14 protein-coding genes and 1 pseudogene are annotated in these 16,732 nt (G+C 53.4%); 8 read left to right on the plus strand and 7 right to left on the minus strand.

From position 1 onward, the window contains the following. Positions 1-170: 170 nt before the first annotated feature. Genes entF through fes form a run of 3 tightly spaced genes read right to left on the minus strand, consistent with a single transcriptional unit; the run spans position 171 to position 5,524 of the window. Positions 171-4,061: an enterobactin non-ribosomal peptide synthetase EntF gene (gene entF / locus LY264_RS17725; protein WP_071692484.1), complete on the minus strand. Its 3,891-nt coding sequence runs from the start codon at positions 4,059-4,061 to the stop codon at positions 171-173. Further along, on the minus strand, positions 4,058-4,276 hold the full coding sequence (locus LY264_RS17730; protein WP_048226149.1) for an MbtH family protein: 219 nt from the start codon (positions 4,274-4,276) through the stop codon (positions 4,058-4,060). The genes entF and LY264_RS17730 overlap by 4 nt, the downstream gene beginning before the upstream one ends. 30 nt (positions 4,277-4,306) lie before the next feature. Further along, positions 4,307-5,524, minus strand: coding sequence for an enterochelin esterase (gene fes / locus LY264_RS17735; protein ID WP_075552826.1), 1,218 nt, complete (start codon positions 5,522-5,524; stop codon positions 4,307-4,309). Between the two features lie 253 nt (positions 5,525-5,777). Between fes and LY264_RS17740 the strand changes: the two genes are divergently transcribed. Continuing rightward, the gene (locus tag LY264_RS17740; RefSeq protein ID WP_071692485.1) at positions 5,778-8,051 is read left to right on the plus strand and encodes a TonB-dependent siderophore receptor; all 2,274 of its coding nucleotides are present in this window, start codon (positions 5,778-5,780) and stop codon (positions 8,049-8,051) included. 48 nt (positions 8,052-8,099) lie between these two features. After that, complete coding sequence (gene entD, locus LY264_RS17745; RefSeq protein WP_048226153.1) at positions 8,100-8,753, plus strand: enterobactin synthase subunit EntD; 654 nt, start codon at positions 8,100-8,102, stop codon at positions 8,751-8,753. On the opposite strand, the gene LY264_RS17750 is transcribed toward entD, so the two are convergent. Together LY264_RS17750 and LY264_RS17755 are read right to left on the minus strand one after the other, a co-directional pair. Beyond that, positions 8,743-9,759, minus strand: coding sequence for an alpha/beta hydrolase (locus LY264_RS17750; RefSeq protein WP_326929193.1), 1,017 nt, complete (start codon positions 9,757-9,759; stop codon positions 8,743-8,745). The two genes, entD and LY264_RS17750, sit on opposite strands and share 11 nt — an antisense overlap. Next, positions 9,751-10,440: pseudogene (locus LY264_RS17755) on the minus strand (GNAT family N-acetyltransferase); the annotation flags it as partial. The pseudogene LY264_RS17755 and the gene LY264_RS17750, both read right to left, overlap by 9 nt. A 142-nt stretch (positions 10,441-10,582) precedes the next feature. On the opposite strand from LY264_RS17755, the gene LY264_RS17760 reads away from it, so the two are divergent. Then, on the plus strand, positions 10,583-11,701 hold the full coding sequence (locus LY264_RS17760; protein ID WP_048226155.1) for a YbdK family carboxylate-amine ligase: 1,119 nt from the start codon (positions 10,583-10,585) through the stop codon (positions 11,699-11,701). Positions 11,702-11,767: 66 nt separating this feature from the next. Beyond that, positions 11,768-12,016, plus strand: a complete 249-nt coding sequence (locus LY264_RS17765; protein WP_048214732.1) for a DUF1158 family protein — start codon at positions 11,768-11,770, stop codon at positions 12,014-12,016. A gap of 21 nt (positions 12,017-12,037) precedes the next feature. Here the strand turns inward: LY264_RS17765 and LY264_RS17770 are convergent, their stop codons facing one another. Both LY264_RS17770 and LY264_RS17775 read right to left on the minus strand, forming a co-directional pair. Beyond that, positions 12,038-12,379, minus strand: coding sequence for a RamA family antibiotic efflux transcriptional regulator (locus tag LY264_RS17770; protein ID WP_003021996.1), 342 nt, complete (start codon positions 12,377-12,379; stop codon positions 12,038-12,040). 17 nt (positions 12,380-12,396) lie between these two features. Next, a complete protein-coding gene (locus LY264_RS17775) occupies positions 12,397-13,509 on the minus strand; it encodes an MBL fold metallo-hydrolase (RefSeq protein ID WP_048226157.1) in 1,113 nt (370 codons plus the stop codon). A gap of 190 nt (positions 13,510-13,699) precedes the next feature. On the opposite strand from LY264_RS17775, the gene LY264_RS17780 reads away from it, so the two are divergent. From LY264_RS17780 to LY264_RS17795, 4 genes are all read left to right on the plus strand, one after another. Then, complete coding sequence (locus tag LY264_RS17780; RefSeq protein ID WP_048226159.1) at positions 13,700-14,281, plus strand: TetR/AcrR family transcriptional regulator; 582 nt, start codon at positions 13,700-13,702, stop codon at positions 14,279-14,281. Next, positions 14,281-14,649 (plus strand): MmcQ/YjbR family DNA-binding protein, encoded by a 369-nt coding sequence (locus LY264_RS17785; RefSeq protein WP_048226161.1) that lies wholly within the window; start codon positions 14,281-14,283, stop codon positions 14,647-14,649. The genes LY264_RS17780 and LY264_RS17785 overlap by 1 nt, the downstream gene beginning before the upstream one ends. A gap of 119 nt (positions 14,650-14,768) precedes the next feature. Then, entirely contained in the window at positions 14,769-15,422 is a 654-nt protein-coding gene (gene nfsB, locus LY264_RS17790; RefSeq protein ID WP_048226163.1) for an oxygen-insensitive NAD(P)H nitroreductase, read from the plus strand. 65 nt (positions 15,423-15,487) lie between these two features. Continuing rightward, positions 15,488-16,732 (plus strand): mechanosensitive ion channel family protein, encoded by a 1,245-nt coding sequence (locus LY264_RS17795; RefSeq protein WP_048226165.1) that lies wholly within the window; start codon positions 15,488-15,490, stop codon positions 16,730-16,732.

Here is a 16,732-nt window from a genome sequence, read left to right on the forward strand (position 1 = left end):
CTAGTCAGAATTATCCGAAACAATCTTTGTGCTTGTCGCCCTACCAAAAATTATATTCGGAATTTATTCACCCCTTTCATCACCTTGCACCGCACAAAAATAAACAATTCCATAACATATTTTTTACATTATGGAATTGTTTGATCACCGCGATAGCAATATTCGTCTTGTTACACAGATTTATTAATCAGTGCATTTATTACAGGCCCTATCGCCTCAAATGAGGCAGGGGAAATAATATCAACATGCGCGCAATCCTGGCGGTAAACATCCAGACTGGATATCCACGGCGACCAGCTGCGTTCAGGACTGACACCCGGTACTAACGTGCGCTCAGCAACGAACAGCGTAGCGTGACCTGCAAACGGCACGCTGTGTGCCGTGGTGAGCAGGCGAACCGCATCGGCATAGTTGCCTTCGATTGCGTTAAATAAAGCCTCTGACGCATTCCCATGCTGCGCCGCCAGAAACGCTTCGCGTTCACGCTCGATCTCTGCCAGTACCGCTGGATCCAACCCATTAGCCTCTTTTTCTTGCCAGTTTTGCGTTTCTGGCGGCCAGGTATCCAACAGTCCGAGGAATGCAACCGTCTCTCCTCTGGCATGTAAGCGCGCGGCGATCCCCTGTGCCAGCGTGCCGCCCAGCGAATAACCTAATAAATAGTAAGGTCCGTGAGGCTGTTGACTGAGCAACGTTGTCAGGTGATGTTCGCATACCGCATCAAGATTTTCCGCCGTCTGCATAGGGCCATCCGGTCGTGGCGACTGAATGCCAATAATCGACCACTGCGGGCTGAGATATCGTGACAGCACGCTAAACTGCCAGGCAAAACCCGACGCCGGATGGAAACAGAACAGCGTTGGGCCGTGACTTTCACGCAGCGGCAGCAGTGCCTCAAATCCCATATGTTGCGACTGCTCATCATCAGTGCTCTCCAGTAGAGCACTCAGTTGTTCAACGGTAGAGGCCACCATAATCTGCCCCGGCGTCACCTGACGCTCAAAAACCCGGCTCAACTGTGCCGCCAGCTTCATCGCCAGCAACGAATGTCCGCCAAGCGCAAAGAAGTCTGCCGCCACGTCATTCACCTCGCAACCCAGCAAAGCCGCAAAAGACTGCGCGATGGTGGTTTCAGTCCCTGCTCGCGGCGCACGCCCGGAAGTACGCGACGTCAACTGCGGCATCGGCAGCGCTTTACGATCCAGTTTACCGTTCGCGCTAAGCGGCAGCTCCGCCAGCTGCAACAATACCGTCGGCACCATATGCGCAGGCAGTTTTTCACACAGCTTTTCCCGCAACGCTGACGTATCCAGCGGTAAACCCGATTGTGACACCAGATACCCCACCAGTTGACGCGCATCGCCGCCTGTCGCCGCCGCCTGGTTGAATACGCAAGCGTGGGCAACGGCATGCTCGACATCAGGCAACTGCTGCATCACCCGGTCAATCTCGCCGAGCTCAATGCGTTGTCCGCGAATTTTAAGCTGGTCATCGCTGCGTCCAAGGTACTCCACCGCGCCATTTTCCAGCCAGCGCGCCACATCCCCGGTACGGTACATGCGTTCGCCAACGTTAAACGGATCGGCGATAAAGCGGCTTGCGGTCAGATCCGGACGGCCCAGATAACCTTGCGCCAGTTGGATCCCTGTCAGATATAAGTCACCAGCCACGCCGAAAGGCACCGGGCACATCATGGCATCCAGAATACGTAAACCGGTATTCCATACCGGATAGCCAATCGGCACGCTGTTGCCGGTTACAGCAGCAAGGTCTTCCCCCCAGGCCGGATACCAGCTCACATCAACCGCCGCTTCCGTTGGTCCGTACAAATTGTGCAGTGGCGCATGAGTTAACTGTTCCCACTCACGGCATAAATCTGCAGGCAAGGCTTCGCCGCTGCAAAATACTCGTTTCAGCGAGGCACAACTCTCCCACGCGGTTTCCGGCGTCAGTGAAGCGACAAAAGCGGCCAACATAGAGGGAACAAAGTGCGTGGTCGTCACCCTATATTGGGCAAAGAACTGCTGCATCGCCAGCGGATCGCGGTGCGCCTCAGGCTCTGCCATTACCAGCTTTGCCCCGGCAATAAACGGCCAGAAAAACTCCCATACCGAGACGTCAAAACTGCACGGTGTTTTTTGCGCCACCACATCATCTGCGGTCAGCGGATAGTGATTTTGCATCCACAGCAGACGGTTAACGATGGCGGTTTGCCCAACCATCACCCCTTTTGGTCTACCGGTAGAACCGGAAGTAAAAATGATATAGGCAGTATGATTGGGCTGAGATAGCGCCAGCGGAGCAGCATCTTCTGCTGGCAGGGGCGAGTCATAGCACAGACTTTCCAGCCCAGGAATATCGCTAAAGCGCGCCAGTTGCTCATTGGTCGCGATCAACAATTTTGGCTTCGCGTCTTCGAGCATCATCCGCAGGCGATCGTCCGGGTATCCGGTATCCAACGGCAGCCAGGCTGCACCGGCTTCCACGATACCGTGCAGCGCCAGCGTCAGGAACACGGAACGCGGTAATGCCACGGCGACGCTGTCGCCAGGCTTGACGCCGCGTGCACACAAAAGGCTCGCCAGCGCCACGACCTGCTGGCGCATTTCGCGATAGCTAAACTGATAGCGGGCATCGGCCAACGCCGGGGCATCCGGCGTTTTATCGGCCTGCTGTGCCACCAGCCCGCTCAGCGTAGTGGACGGGATCTCCACGGTGGTGTCATTAATCTTCGCCAGCCGCTCATGTTCTGTTAGCAACAGCATCCCGGCGTCGCCGCAGCATAGCGCCGGATTGTCGGCAAACTGCTCGATAAGCCCGATTAAACGCGAGGCATGCTGCGCCAGCGTTACTGCATCGTAGCGCTGTTTATTGGCCAGAATTTCAATACTCAGCCCACCGTTTTCATCCGGGAATAACGCCAGCTCAAGATCGTTCACCGGCCCTGTCGCCAGCGTGTGGGTTTGTGCCTGAACGCCGGGAATATTCAGCTGATAGTCGAATATTTTCACGTTCAGCACCGGGCCAAACAGCGGCTCAGCACCAGCTGCACGCCCGCTGTCGCGAACAATTTGTTCGGCATCATAACGTTGATGCCGACGCATTTTCTTCAACTGTCCGGCCAGTCGTTGTGCAAGCACAGGCAAGCTTTCTGCCGCATCCAGCCTCACACCAAATGGCAGTACGTTTAAAACCGGTCCTGTGGAGGTCAACGCCGCCGACCCCATGCGCCGCATAAAGATAAACCCGGCGGCATAATCCATTCGGCTGCATAAACGTCCCAGCCACAATGCCACCAGCGCGAGGGCCAGATCCGCACGCTGAACGTCAGGCATACGTGCCGCAAGCCGACGAAACGCCCCTTCAGGCGCGGTTAACTTCATACGAATAATATCCGCGCTGGCCGATCGTCCCGGCAACGGATTGTTCGACAGCGAGGCAGGAGGCGGGAGTTGCTTTCGCTGCTCGCTCCAGAAAGCGCCGTCGCGTTGCCAGGCATCGCTTTGACGGTACTGTTGATACTCTTCCACCACCTCGGCGAACGGCGTAAAAGGCGAATCTGGCGTAGGCTCGCCGTGTAGCCATGCGCGATAAATTGCGGCTATCTGGCGGGTAATGGCCGGAAAACTGAAGCCATCGACCAGCAAATGATGGTAACGCTGATACCAATACCAACGCTTTTCTCCCACCTGTATAAGCAGGTGAAAAACCAGCGGCTTATTGCCATCAGCACGTATGTCCTGCTGCAGGTCTGCCTGCATCAACGCACGCGCCGCCTCATGTGGATTGGATTTTTCGCGCAGGTCGATAATTTCAGGTTGCGCAAAGGCGAGCGCAGAATCCACCCATTGCCAGATCTCACCGTTATCTTCGCTAAACCGCATCCGCAGGGTATCGGCCTGCTCCAGGCCCGCCACAACGGCTTTCGCCAGCAACGACGCGTCCAGTTCGCCAGTTAACTCTACGTAGTGCGCCACGCTCCACGCCGAGGGCAATGTGGAGAGTTTTTCGGCCATCCAGATCCCCGGCTGAGCCGCCACTAACGGTAAACGCTGAGTCATGGAGCCTCCTGCACATCGACGTAGTTCGCGGTCGTCAGCGTGGTCCAGTTTGCTTCCAGCCATTGCTGGCAGGCTTCCTGGGATTGGGGTTCGCACGCGACCGTCCAACCAGCAGGAAGTGAGCATTGTCGCGGCCAAAGGCTAAACTGACGCTGGGGATTTTGCAGAATGTAAAACTGGCCCTGCGGATTATCGAAGGGGTTACTGAATTCCATACTCAACTCCTGTCGTGGAACATCGTCCGGTTAAATCGTGTCGGTAAGCGGTTTCCAGAGCGTCATTAGCCCTTGCATCAGACCGCCGCGCCAGCAAAGCGCATCATGTCCGCCATCAACCTGACGCCAGAAAATAGACTGTGGTGCAGAAGGTAACTGGGCATATAACGCCTGATTAGCGCGATAAATAATGGGCTCGCGGATCCCCGCTTCCAGGACAATACGCAGCCCCTGAGCACTCACCTTCCCGCTTTTCAGTTGCTCGACGATCGCCCCGTCCTGATGACCACCACGATGCGGCCACCAGTAAGAGCCCGACTGGCTAAGCACACAGCCAAAGCGCGCGGGCCAGTTCAGCCCGGCATACAGCGATGACAACCCGCCAAAACTTTGCCCAGCCACCACGGTGCGCTGCGGATCGTCACTAAACGCGGTCGTTGTCTTCACCAGTGGTAATAGCTCCTCCTGCACCGCCAACCAAAAATCCGCATTACACGGTAGCTCATGGCTGCGGTGAGCCGTATCAATGGCATCAATCAGGAGATAAACGGCAGAAGGAAGGTGTCCGCGATGCGTGAGTGAAGTCAACGCAGGCCAGACCGGCATACTCTGTGCCCAAAACTGTCCGTCCAGCAGGATAGCCAACGGACGCGTTTCGGGTTGAGCATCACCGGTGGTAAACACCCATACGCGACGCGTATTGCCGAGCCTGGCGCTATGCCATTGCAAGCAAACTGCGGGTGAATCTGGGTTTTCAGGTCGCTCCCATCCAGGCTGTACGGGTGCCTCCGGCATTTCCAGCGCAGACACCGCGTGGCCACGACCACCCTGCCAGCTCAGCGAATTAAGGGGATCGGCAATGGCCTGTGGCAGCAATTGCCGCCAGCCTTCACGCAGCACGTTTCTGTCAGGTGCTTCGCCTGCCACAAGCGAGGAAAAGATATCGTTGCGCTCTGTTGGGATAAAACAATAGCTGCCACGCCAGTTGGCGCTGAGGGAAACACTCCAGCACCAAACATTTGTTCCATCAATGCGTCGCATCGACTGAGGGGTGGCACTTTGATGGTGGTCGGTGATGCCGGTGATATAAACCCAAACGCGATGAATGGCTGACTCATTTTCCGTTCCCTGCGGGTCACGCCACCAGAAGGTTACCTGATAATTTCCGTTGTCTTCACGCTCCCACTCCGGGCCTTTTTTTGACTGCCACCACGCCTCGCTTCCCATCTTTAACGTCGTCACAGCCATAACCCCATGTTTATTGTGAAATTTTATGATCTAGCGTGAAATATATTGATAATATTATTGATAACTATTTGCATTTGCAATAGCGTATTGTCGCGCTGTGGGAAGCGCGTACAGTTTTTCACCACTTATAAACCGACCTGGCGCTGCGTACTTTTTCTGGAATGGATAGTTTACGCAGATGCGGGCGACATCAGGCCAAATGCCGCACCACGGCACATTGGTACTCGTGGCTAAAAGAACAGCAGGACATACAATGAACAACAAGATTCATTCACTGGCCTTATTGGTCAATTTAGGGATTTACGGGGTAGCCCTGCCAGCAATGGCAGAAGATCAAACCGATAGCGTCGCTGTCTCTCCTGAAGACACCATCGTCGTTACCGCCGCCCAGCAGAACCTGCAGGCGCCGGGCGTTTCAACCATTACCGCTGATGAAATTCGTAAGAACCCTCCCGCTCGCGATGTGTCGGAAATCATCCGAACCATGCCTGGCGTTAACCTGACCGGTAACTCAACCAGCGGTCAGCGCGGCAACAACCGCCAGATCGATATTCGCGGCATGGGGCCAGAAAACACCCTGATTTTGATCGACGGTAAACCGGTTACCAGCCGTAACTCCGTGCGTCAGGGCTGGCGCGGCGAGCGTGATACCCGTGGCGATACCGCCTGGGTTCCACCGGAAATGATTGAGCGTATTGAAGTGCTGCGTGGTCCTGCCGCGGCACGCTATGGCAACGGTGCAGCTGGCGGTGTGGTGAATATCATCACCAAAAAGGGCAGTAATGAATGGCACGGCTCCTGGGATACCTATTTCAACGCCCCGGAACACAAAGACGAAGGTTCGACCAAACGCACCAACTTTAGCCTGAATGGTCCAATGGGCGGGGATTTCAGCTTCCGCCTGTACGGTAATCTTGATAAAACCCAGGCCGACGCATGGGACATCAACCAGGGCCATCAGTCAGAACGTACCGGCACTTACGCCAACACCTTACCGGCCGGTCGTGAAGGGGTGATCAACAAGGACATTAACGGCGTGGTGCGCTGGGATTTCGCCCCGCTCCAGTCACTGGAACTGGAAGCCGGTTATAGCCGTCAGGGCAACCTGTATGCGGGTGACACCCAAAACACCAACACCAACCAACTGGTGAAAGATAACTACGGGAAAGAGACCAACCGTCTTTACCGCCAGAACTACTCTTTGACCTGGAACGGCGGTTGGGATAACGGCGTCACCACCAGCAACTGGGTGCAGTATGAACATACGCGTAACTCCCGTACACCAGAAGGCCTGGCAGGAGGTACGGAAGGGATCTTCGACCCGAATGCGTCACAAAAATATGTCGATGCCGACCTGAATGACGTCATGCTGCACAGTGAAATCAGCATTCCGTTTGATCTGCTGGTGAACCAAAACCTGACGCTGGGTACTGAATGGAACCAGCAACGCATGAAGGACATGTTGTCCAATTCGCAGACCTTTATGGGCGGCGATATCCCCGGTTCGAGCAGCACCAACCGTAGCCCGTACTCAGACGCAGAGATTTTCTCCCTGTTTGCTGAAAACAACATGGAACTGACCGACAGCACCATGCTGACGCCGGGTCTGCGCTTCGACCACCACAGCATCGTTGGCGACAACTGGAGCCCATCTCTGAACCTGTCCCAGGGGCTGGGCGATGACTTCACCCTGAAGATGGGGATTGCGCGCGCCTATAAAGCACCAAGCCTGTACCAGCTCAACCCGAACTACATTCTGTACAGTAAAGGCCAGGGTTGCTACGCCACCGGTTCCGCGACCGGAATTGGTTGTTACATGATGGGCAACGATGACCTGAAGGCTGAAACCAGTATCAACAAAGAGATTGGTCTTGAGTTCAAGCGTGACGGTTGGCTGGCTGGGGTAACCTGGTTCCGTAACGATTACCGCAACAAAATTGAAGCAGGTACGGTACCGTTCGACAGAACGTCGATCACCAATAAAGGCAAGACGACTTACACCGATATCTATCAGTGGGAAAATATTCCTAAAGCGGTGGTTGAAGGTCTGGAAGGGACGTTGAACGTACCGGTTAGCGAAACCGTTAACTGGACCAACAACATTACCTACATGCTGCAAAGTAAGAATAAAGAGACCGGCGAACGCCTGTCGATTATTCCTGAGTACACGCTGAACTCGACTCTGAGCTGGCAGGCACGCGAAGATTTGTCGCTGCAGTCCACCTTCACCTGGTACGGCAAACAGCAGCCGAAGAAATACGATTACCAGGATAAACCGGTAACCGGTAGTTCGGCGAGTGAAGTCAGCCCGTACAGCATCGTCGGCCTGAGCGCGACCTGGGATGTGACGAAAAACGTCAGCCTGACCGGCGGCGTGGATAACGTCTTCGACAAACGTCTGTGGCGTGAAGGTAATGCCCAGACCACGGGCGATATTGTAACCGGGAACTATATGGCGGGCGCTGGCGCGAATACCTATAACGAACCGGGCCGGACGTGGTTCATGAGCGTAAACACCCACTTCTGATAAAGCTTTCCCTCTCCTCGCTGCGAGGAGAGGGAAATTATAACTATCATGCACACCACGCACACACCGCTCACTTTCGCATACCACACGCTGCACATTGTCGAGTTCGATCCCGACAGCTTCTATGAGCACGACCTGCTCTGGCTCCCCCACCACTCTCAGCTTCAGTCCTGTGGACGTAAGCGTAAAGCTGAGCACTTAGCTGGGCGTATTGCCGCAGTACACGCGCTGCGTGAATTTGGTCACAAAACCGTACCCGGCATCGGCGGGCAGCGACAACCGCTGTGGCCACAAACGTTGTTTGGCAGCATTAGCCACAGTGCGTCAACTGCGCTGGCGGTGGTATCGACGCATCCCGTAGGGCTGGATATAGAAGCTATTTTTACGCCACAAACCGCAGTTGAGCTGGCTGACGGTATTATCGATAACCACGAACGACCGATCTTGCATCATTCTGAATTGCCCTTTCCACTCGCCTTAACTCTGGCATTCAGCGCCAAGGAGAGCCTGTATAAGGCGTTTTCCACTCAGGCATCCGGGTTACCAGGTTTCACCAGCGCAAAAATTACCGCACTCACAAATCAGCAATTAACATTGCAAATCATGCCATCATTTTCGCCTAACCTCGCCAATCAGGAAATTAACGTGCATTGGTTTCAACGCGATTACCATGTCATTACTCTGTGCGACTTTACTTTTTAACAAAGTCACCAATCGCCAGATAGGTGGCTTTTGCTTCCTGCGGGACTTTATCCTCCAGCATCAGATAAGCATGCGTCATCCCAGGAAAGTGAACATGCTGTACGGGTATCCTCTCAGCTTGCAGTCTGGCGACAAAAGCAAAATTCTCATCCCGTAAAGGATCCAACCCACCACTGACTACCAGAGTGGGTGGAAAATTCTGGCTCAACGGCAGGTAAAGCGGAGACGTCTGTTTACGATCTTCTCCATTGCGGAAATATTGCTGAAAATACCAGCGTATTTTGCTTTCATCCAGTAGCTTTCCTGCGCCGTTCTCCTGCACCGACGGCCAGTTCAGCGTGTAGTCCAGGCTCGGATAAATCATCACCAGGCGATGAATAAATCCTGGCTGCTCGCGGGAAAAGTAGGCCGTCAGCGTCGCACTAAATGCACCGCCACCGCTGTCGCCGATAAGCGTGAGTTGGCGAGTGTAAGGAATATGCTGACTTTCGAGCAGCGACCAGACGTTTTCTATTACGGCTTTAGCATCGGAAAGACCAGCCGGATACGGGTTTTCTGGCGCAAGTCGATAATCAACCGACACAACGATATTCCCTGTCGCCATCGCCAGATGACGGGCAACCGGGTCATACACTTCCACGGAACCGCTCAGATGCCCACCACCATGGATAAACAGCACCACCTTCGGCTCTCCGGTCAGTGCCGGGCGATAAATCCGTACCGGGATGCGACGCTCTCCGGTATCCACTTCCGTATTGATAATCGCCGCCATCGGTTCTGAGGTGGACACATTTGCTTTTGTCAGTGCTGCTAACCCTGCTCTTGAGCTGAGCGTGTCGTAGCAAAGGTTGGGATTGCGAGGTTGTGCGGCGAGTAAATCAGCCAGAAGCGCGGGCGGTGTTTGCGTCAGCGAGCCGTGTTCCTGTTGCCAGCGCTGTTGATAGCCTTGCTGTTGCATCTGCACAGTCTCAGCGTTGGCTGTCTCACAGGAAAAGCACTCTGCCATCGACTGGCGTTGTCGGCCGTTTTCATCAAAGTTCTCTGCGGCCAACCAGCGCTGTAACACGGCGTCACACTGGGGCCATTCGCTATCAATCATTGATAACCAGTCGCTGTCGCGATTACGCCCCTTGCGCACAATCTTCTGGCGAAAGCGACCTTCAAAGATAAACCCAAGGCGTTCCGCTGCCCGTCGAGAAGCGGTGTTCAGAGAATCGCATTTCCACTCCACGCGACGATAGCCCAACGCAAATGCCTGGCGTAACAGCAGCCAGATGCTTTCGGTGCCGAGAACCGTATTTTTCATACGCGGTGACCAGGTCACATGACCAATTTCGACCGAACCGTGCTCCCGTTCAATCGCCATAAAGCACACCAGTCCGACAGCTCGTCCTGAACGCTGTTCAATGACGGCATAGGGAACCAGAGATGCATCAGTAACTTTCCCCTGCACCCAGCAAGCTGCGGCCTCAACGCTTGTGGGGCGAGAGCTTGCAAGCCAGGTCCAGTCGCGATCGTCCGGCGCCTGCGCGTAGGCATCAAACAGATCGGCGGCATGGCTGTCGGCATCCAGGGGAACCAGTCGACAATATTGCCCTATCAGCGTTTCCCGTGGCAGTACGGCAGCGCCATTCCAGTCCGGCACGACATCGCCGACGGTCTGCCCATAAAGATTTATTTCCGGCACGATTCAACCCCAGTAGCGAAGTAAAAAATAGTTATAACACCGGCCATTACACCTTCAAAGCGTCACAAGGGTGATTTTGACGACGAACAGAAAATCAGCAGTCCTTCTATACTGATTAAAAATCAACGCGGAAGAGAGCCTTATGCCACTACCCGATTTTCATGTTTCCGACCCTTTTACGTTAGGCATTGAACTGGAAATGCAGGTGGTCAATCCGCCAGGTTACGACCTGAGTCAGGACTCCTCCCGGCTGATTGATGCCGTAAAACCGCAGCTCACCGCCGGAGAAGTGAAGCACGATATCACCGAAAGTATGCTGGAGATGGCGACCGGAGTTTGCCGCAATATCGACCAGGCTGATGCTGAATTGTCCGCTATGCAGCAGATAATTATGCGAGTTGCTGCAGAGCATCACCTCGCCATTTGTGGCGGTGGCACACATCCATTTCAAAAATGGCAACGTCAGGAAGTCTGCGATGACGAACGCTATCGGCGCAACCTGGAAAATTTTGGCTATCTTATCCAGCAGGCGACGGTGTTTGGCCAGCATGTGCATATCGGCTGCGCAAACGGCGACGATGCAATTTACCTCCTGCACGGCCTGTCGCGATTTGTTCCCCATTTTATTGCGCTCTCGGCTGCTTCTCCTTATATGCAGACCTCCGACACGCGGTTTGCCTGCGCGCGACTGAATATATTCTCCGGATTTCCCGATAATGGCCCGATGCCATGGGTGAATAACTGGCAGGAATTCGAGGGGCTATTCCGTCGACTGGCTTACACCAGCATGATTGATAGCATTAAAGATTTACACTGGGATATCCGCCCCAGCCCGCACTTTGGCACGGTAGAGGTTCGGGTAATGGATACACCGCTGACCCTTGATCATGCGGTCAATATGGCAGGACTTATTCAGGCTACCGCCCACTGGTTACTCACCAAACGCCCGTTCAAACACCAGGAGCGTGATTACCTCTTGTATAAATTCAATCGTTTTCAGGCCTGTCGCTTTGGTATGGCGGGAATCGTCACCGACGTCAATACCGGCGACGGTTGCCGCCTGTCAGAAGACACATTGCGACTACTGGAGAATATCGCTACCTCTGCAGATAAAGTAGGCGCAACCAGCGCGATTGAAGCCTTACGCCTACAGGTTAAACATGGTCATGACGAAGCACAGAATATGCGTGATTTCGTGGCGGAAGGGGGATCGTTGAGTGGTCTGGTGAAAAAGCATTGTGAGATTTGGGCGGGGTTGTAAGCGTGGGATTTGCGTTGTCCGCAGAGATCCCGGACAATGGTTTTTTAACTCAAGTTTAACAATGCCATGAAACACCCGCTTGAATCACTGATGACTGTCGCAGGGATCCTGCTACTGGCTTTTTTGTCTTGCCTGCTGCTGCCCGCGCCCTCACTTGGCCTGGTGCTGGCGCAAAAACTCGTCGCCATTTTTCATCTGATGGATCTCAACCAGTTTTATACTTTGCTGTTTTGTCTGTGGTTTTTACTGCTGGGCGTGCTTGAATATTTGCTGCTGCGTTTTATCTGGCGGCGCTGGTTCTCGCTGGCGGATTAGGCCCGCGAGAACCCGTTGCCGTTAATGCGTTCGGCTATGATTTTCTTTGCGATAAGCTCCCGGCGGCTGGCTGAACGTACGGGTGAAAATACGCGTAAAGGTCTGCTGCGAATCGAATCCGTATTTCAAACAGATGTCGTACACTTTCTGGTCGGTATCGCGTAGATCGCGCGCCGCCAGCAGCAGCTTGCGCTCGCGGATGTAACGCCCAAGACTTTCGCCTTTGTACTGCATAAAAAGACGCTGCAGGTGCCATTTGGAATATCCCGCATGGCGTGCAATATCATCAATGCGCAATGGCTGATTCAAATTATCATCAATCCATTCAACAATCGTATCAATTACCTGAGCAGAAATCGTCATCATGCTCTCCCCTGTATTCATTGTGTCACCTGTTGCCACCAGGCCGTAAACGGTTGGTCCGATTCGGACAGTATTACCGGTTCACCCAGCATTGGCGTCAGCAGTCGGTAATCCTGATGACGGCTGGCAAGCGCCAGTCGTTTGTAAGGATCATCCCAGGTATGTTTCGCCAGAACGAAACGGCCGGCATGCCCTGGCAACACGGCTTTCGCATGCAGATCTGCCGCGGCCTGAGCCGTCTCTTCCGGCATCATGTGAATAAACTTCCAGTCCTGGTCATACTGACCGTTCTCCATAATCGCCAAATCGACAGAGCCAAACTGCTCGCCGATGGCTTTAAAATGCGGTCCATAGCCGGAATCGCCGCTGTAATAAACGTTCTGCTCCGGCGTTTCGAACATGAAGCTCGCCCATAGCGTTTGGTTGCGTTTGATACCGCGTCCCGAGAAATGACGAGCAGGCAGCACATGAACGATCAGCGAATCCGTCACTCTGACGGACTGATTCCAGTCCCGTTCTTCGATTATCTCGCTGCGCATCCCCCAGTAACGCAGATGCGACCCGACGCCGAGCGGCGTAATCACCCGCTTAATTTTCGGCATTAGCGCCTTGATAGTGGCGAGATCCAGATGGTCATAGTGATCGTGCGAGATGATGAGCAGGTCTATCTCCGGCATCGTCTGCGCAGTCCATGGATAATCACCGGCAAAGGCCTTGTTCAGGAACGAAAACGGTGCGGCATAATTGCTGAACACCGGATCAATCAGGATTCGTTGACCCGCCAGCTGTAAATACCACGAAGAATGGCCCAGCCAGACCAGGGTATCCTGCTGCGGCGAAAGCCCGGCGAGATCGGTCGCGACCATAGGTAACGGTTGTGCTGGTCGTGCATTTTCACGCTTAGCGACCAGAAACTCCCACCATGCCGCCAGCATGCCTTTGTTGCCGGTATAGCCCGGTGTCGGCACCTGGTTATGAAACTGTCCATCACGATAGTGCGGTGACTGTTCAACCTGACTCAGTTGTGCCCCTTGCGGCGCCTGACCAAACCCGGCATTGAGTACAAACGGTAAACTTGCAGCTGCAGCAATAAGCATAATAACAACCACACAAACTGTGAGACGCTTCATATCCTGACCTTAAACGCGCCCCCTTTCCGCTGGTTTGCGCGACTGACTCTTGATTATGAGTGAGTAAGCACTCATTATAGAAATCGAAAGTTCTCCGTCAAGATGATTTTCAATCTTTGACATTCGCCGTTGCGGCGCAGCAAACGCCGTGATTCAATCATGTTTTTTACAGACTTAAGGGTAAAGTGTAGTGGCTCGTCCGAAGAGTGAAGACAAAAAACTGGCATTACTGGAAGCTGCAACCACAGCATTTGCACAATCAGGTGTTGCGGCTTCGACCGCCGTGATAGCCCGTAATGCAGGGGTTGCGGAGGGAACGTTGTTTCGCTATTTCGCGACCAAAGATGATTTGATCAACGAGCTTTACCTCTTTTTGAAGCAAGACCTTTGTCAGTCGATGATGGCAAATCTGGATCGCTCAGTGACCGATGCCAAAACCATGACTCACTACATCTGGAATAGCTACATTAGCTGGGGTCTGAATCATACCTGCGGACATCGCACCATTCGCCAGTTGGCCGTCAGCGAGAAAATCAGTAAAGAAACAGAACAGAAGGCTGACGATATGTTCCCGGAACTGCGCGATCTTTGCCATCGCTCCGTGCGACCTGAATTTATGTCGGACGAGTATCGCGCCTTTGGCGACGGGCTTTTTTTAACACTTGCAGAAACAACCATGGAATTCGCTGCCCGCAATCCTGCCCGCGCGGCTGAATACATTTCGCTGGGGTTTGAAGCCATGTGGCGCGCCCTGACTCGCGAGGAAAAATAATGGACGGAAAGACACTGCATGCCTGCGCAAAGCGCCTTGCGCTAGAACTGCCTTTCACCGAGCACTGCTGGCCTTTTGGCCCGGAATACGACGTGTTCAAGGTCGGCGGCAAGATTTTCATGCTGGTGTTTGAACATCACGGACGCCCGCTGGTTAACCTGAAATCCGATCCGCAAAAATCACTGTTAAATCAACAGATCTACCCCAGCATTAAGCCCGGTTATCACATGAATAAAAAGCACTGGATCTCAGTCTATCCTGGTGACGATATTACCGAGTCATTACTGGCAGAGCTGGTGAATGATTCCTGGCACCGCGTCGTCGATGGCTTGCCGAAGCGGGATCAAAAACGCCTGCGTCCAGGTTGATTTATCGCTAACCCCGATAAGTGTTTTTGCATTTTCCTGTCTTATCTTTTTCCTGCTAACCCTGTACCCTGCTGAAACAAAACGCACCCGCAGGGTATGGAAAATCACCAGGAGTAGTTATGGATATTGTTTCTGTCGCCTTAAAACGTTACTCCACTAAGGCATTCGATCCTAATAAAAAACTGACCTCTGAGCAGGCCGAAAAATTAAAAACGCTGCTGCAGTTTAGCCCGTCCAGCACCAACTCTCAGCCATGGCACTTTATTGTCGCCAGCACTGACGAAGGTAAGGCGCGTGTGGCTAAATCCGCAGCCGGCAGCTTTGTATTCAACGAACGTAAAATGCTGGATGCTTCCCACGTCGTGGTGTTCTGCGCCAAAACGGCGATGGACGATGCGTGGCTGGAACGCGTGGTGGATCAAGAAGAAAGCGATGGTCGTTTCGCCACGCCTGAAGCGAAAGCCGCAAACCACAAAGGCCGCACCTTCTTTGCCGACATGCATCGCAAAGAACTGAAAGATGACAACCACTGGATGGCAAAACAGGTGTACCTGAACGTCGGTAACTTCCTGCTGGGCGTTGCGGCGATGGGCCTGGATGCTGTGCCTATCGAAGGCTTTGATTCAGCAGTCATGGATGCAGAATTTGGCCTGAAAGAAAAAGGTTTCACCAGCGTAGTGGTGGTTCCTGTGGGTCATCACAGCGTAGAAGATTTCAACGCCGCGCTGCCGAAATCTCGTCTGCCGCTGGAAACGACGCTGACGGAAGTCTAATCCTCCGCATTTGCATAAGCTCCGCACAGCGGTCATCATAGACCGCTGTTTATTAAGGAGACATTATGCAGGAATTGATATCTCAGGTAGAAGAACTCGGCATTGAAATAAATCACACCACCTCGCTGGTGATGATTTTTGGCATTATTTTTATCACCGCCATTATTGTTCACGTTATTTTGCACTGGGTGGTATTACGCGCATTTGAAAAGCGCGCCAACGCCAGCTCCCGCCTGTGGCTACAAATCATCACGCAGAACAAGTTATTTCACCGGCTGGCATTCACCCTGCAGGGTATCATTGTCAATATACAGGCCGCACTCTGGCTACAGAAAGGCAGCGAAGCCGCGGAAATATTAGTGAACTGCGCACAGCTGTGGATCATGATGTACGCCCTGCTGTCACAGTTTTCTCTGCTGGACGTTATTCTCAATCTGTCGCAAAAACTCCCTGCTGCGTCGCAACTGCCGCTAAAAGGCATATTTCAGGGCATCAAGCTAATCAGCGCAATCCTCGTCGGAATATTGATGATTTCCCTGCTGATTGGCCAGTCACCGGCAATACTGATAAGCGGTTTGGGTGCAATGGCCGCCGTGTTAATGCTGGTGTTTAAAGACCCTATTCTCGGTCTGGTGGCCGGAATACAGCTCTCCGCCAACGATATGTTAAAGCTTGGCGACTGGCTGGAAATGCCGAAATACGGTGCAGACGGTGCTGTTATCGATATTGGCTTAACCACCGTCAAAGTGCGCAACTGGGATAACACTATCACCACTATCCCCACCTGGTCACTGGTATCAGACTCTTTTAAAAACTGGAGCGGAATGTCGGCTTCAGGCGGTCGGAGAATTAAACGCAGCATCAGCATTGATGCCACCAGCATCCATTTTCTTGATGAGGATGAACGTCAGCGGCTGCATAAAGCCCACCTGCTGAAACCGTATTTAACCACACGTCACCAGGAAATCAGCGAGTGGAATCAGCAGTTAGATGCGCCTGAATCGGTATTGAATCACCGCCGGATGACCAATATTGGCACCTTCCGCGCTTATCTGAACGAGTATTTGCGTCATCATCCGCGTATTCGCAAAGATATGACGTTAATGGTGCGCCAACTTGCGCCGGACGATCACGGATTACCGATTGAAATTTATGCCTTTACCAATACGGTGGTCTGGCTGGAATATGAAAGTATTCAGGCTGATATCTTCGACCATATATTTGCCGTAGTTGAAGAGTTTGGCTTGCGCATTCATCAGTCGCCTACCGGAAATGATATTCGTGCGCTGTCTGGCGCGTTTCAGCGATAA

The sequence above is a fragment of the Citrobacter portucalensis genome, assembly GCF_023374935.1.
Taxonomy (GTDB): domain Bacteria; phylum Pseudomonadota; class Gammaproteobacteria; order Enterobacterales; family Enterobacteriaceae; genus Citrobacter; species Citrobacter portucalensis.

Coding starts and splice junctions, on each gene's coding strand:
- entF (WP_071692484.1), bottom strand. CDS start 4,061: ATGACTCAGCGTTTACCGTTAGTGGCGGCTCAGCCGGGGATCTGGATG.
- LY264_RS17730 (WP_048226149.1), bottom strand. CDS start 4,276: ATGGAATTCAGTAACCCCTTCGATAATCCGCAGGGCCAGTTTTACATT.
- fes (WP_075552826.1), bottom strand. CDS start 5,524: ATGGCTGTGACGACGTTAAAGATGGGAAGCGAGGCGTGGTGGCAGTCA.
- LY264_RS17740 (WP_071692485.1), top strand. CDS start 5,778: ATGAACAACAAGATTCATTCACTGGCCTTATTGGTCAATTTAGGGATT.
- entD (WP_048226153.1), top strand. CDS start 8,100: ATGCACACCACGCACACACCGCTCACTTTCGCATACCACACGCTGCAC.
- LY264_RS17750 (WP_326929193.1), bottom strand. CDS start 9,759: ATGGCAGAGTGCTTTTCCTGTGAGACAGCCAACGCTGAGACTGTGCAG.
- LY264_RS17760 (WP_048226155.1), top strand. CDS start 10,583: ATGCCACTACCCGATTTTCATGTTTCCGACCCTTTTACGTTAGGCATT.
- LY264_RS17765 (WP_048214732.1), top strand. CDS start 11,768: ATGAAACACCCGCTTGAATCACTGATGACTGTCGCAGGGATCCTGCTA.
- LY264_RS17770 (WP_003021996.1), bottom strand. CDS start 12,379: ATGACGATTTCTGCTCAGGTAATTGATACGATTGTTGAATGGATTGAT.
- LY264_RS17775 (WP_048226157.1), bottom strand. CDS start 13,509: ATGAAGCGTCTCACAGTTTGTGTGGTTGTTATTATGCTTATTGCTGCA.
- LY264_RS17785 (WP_048226161.1), top strand. CDS start 14,281: ATGGACGGAAAGACACTGCATGCCTGCGCAAAGCGCCTTGCGCTAGAA.
- nfsB (WP_048226163.1), top strand. CDS start 14,769: ATGGATATTGTTTCTGTCGCCTTAAAACGTTACTCCACTAAGGCATTC.
- LY264_RS17795 (WP_048226165.1), top strand. CDS start 15,488: ATGCAGGAATTGATATCTCAGGTAGAAGAACTCGGCATTGAAATAAAT.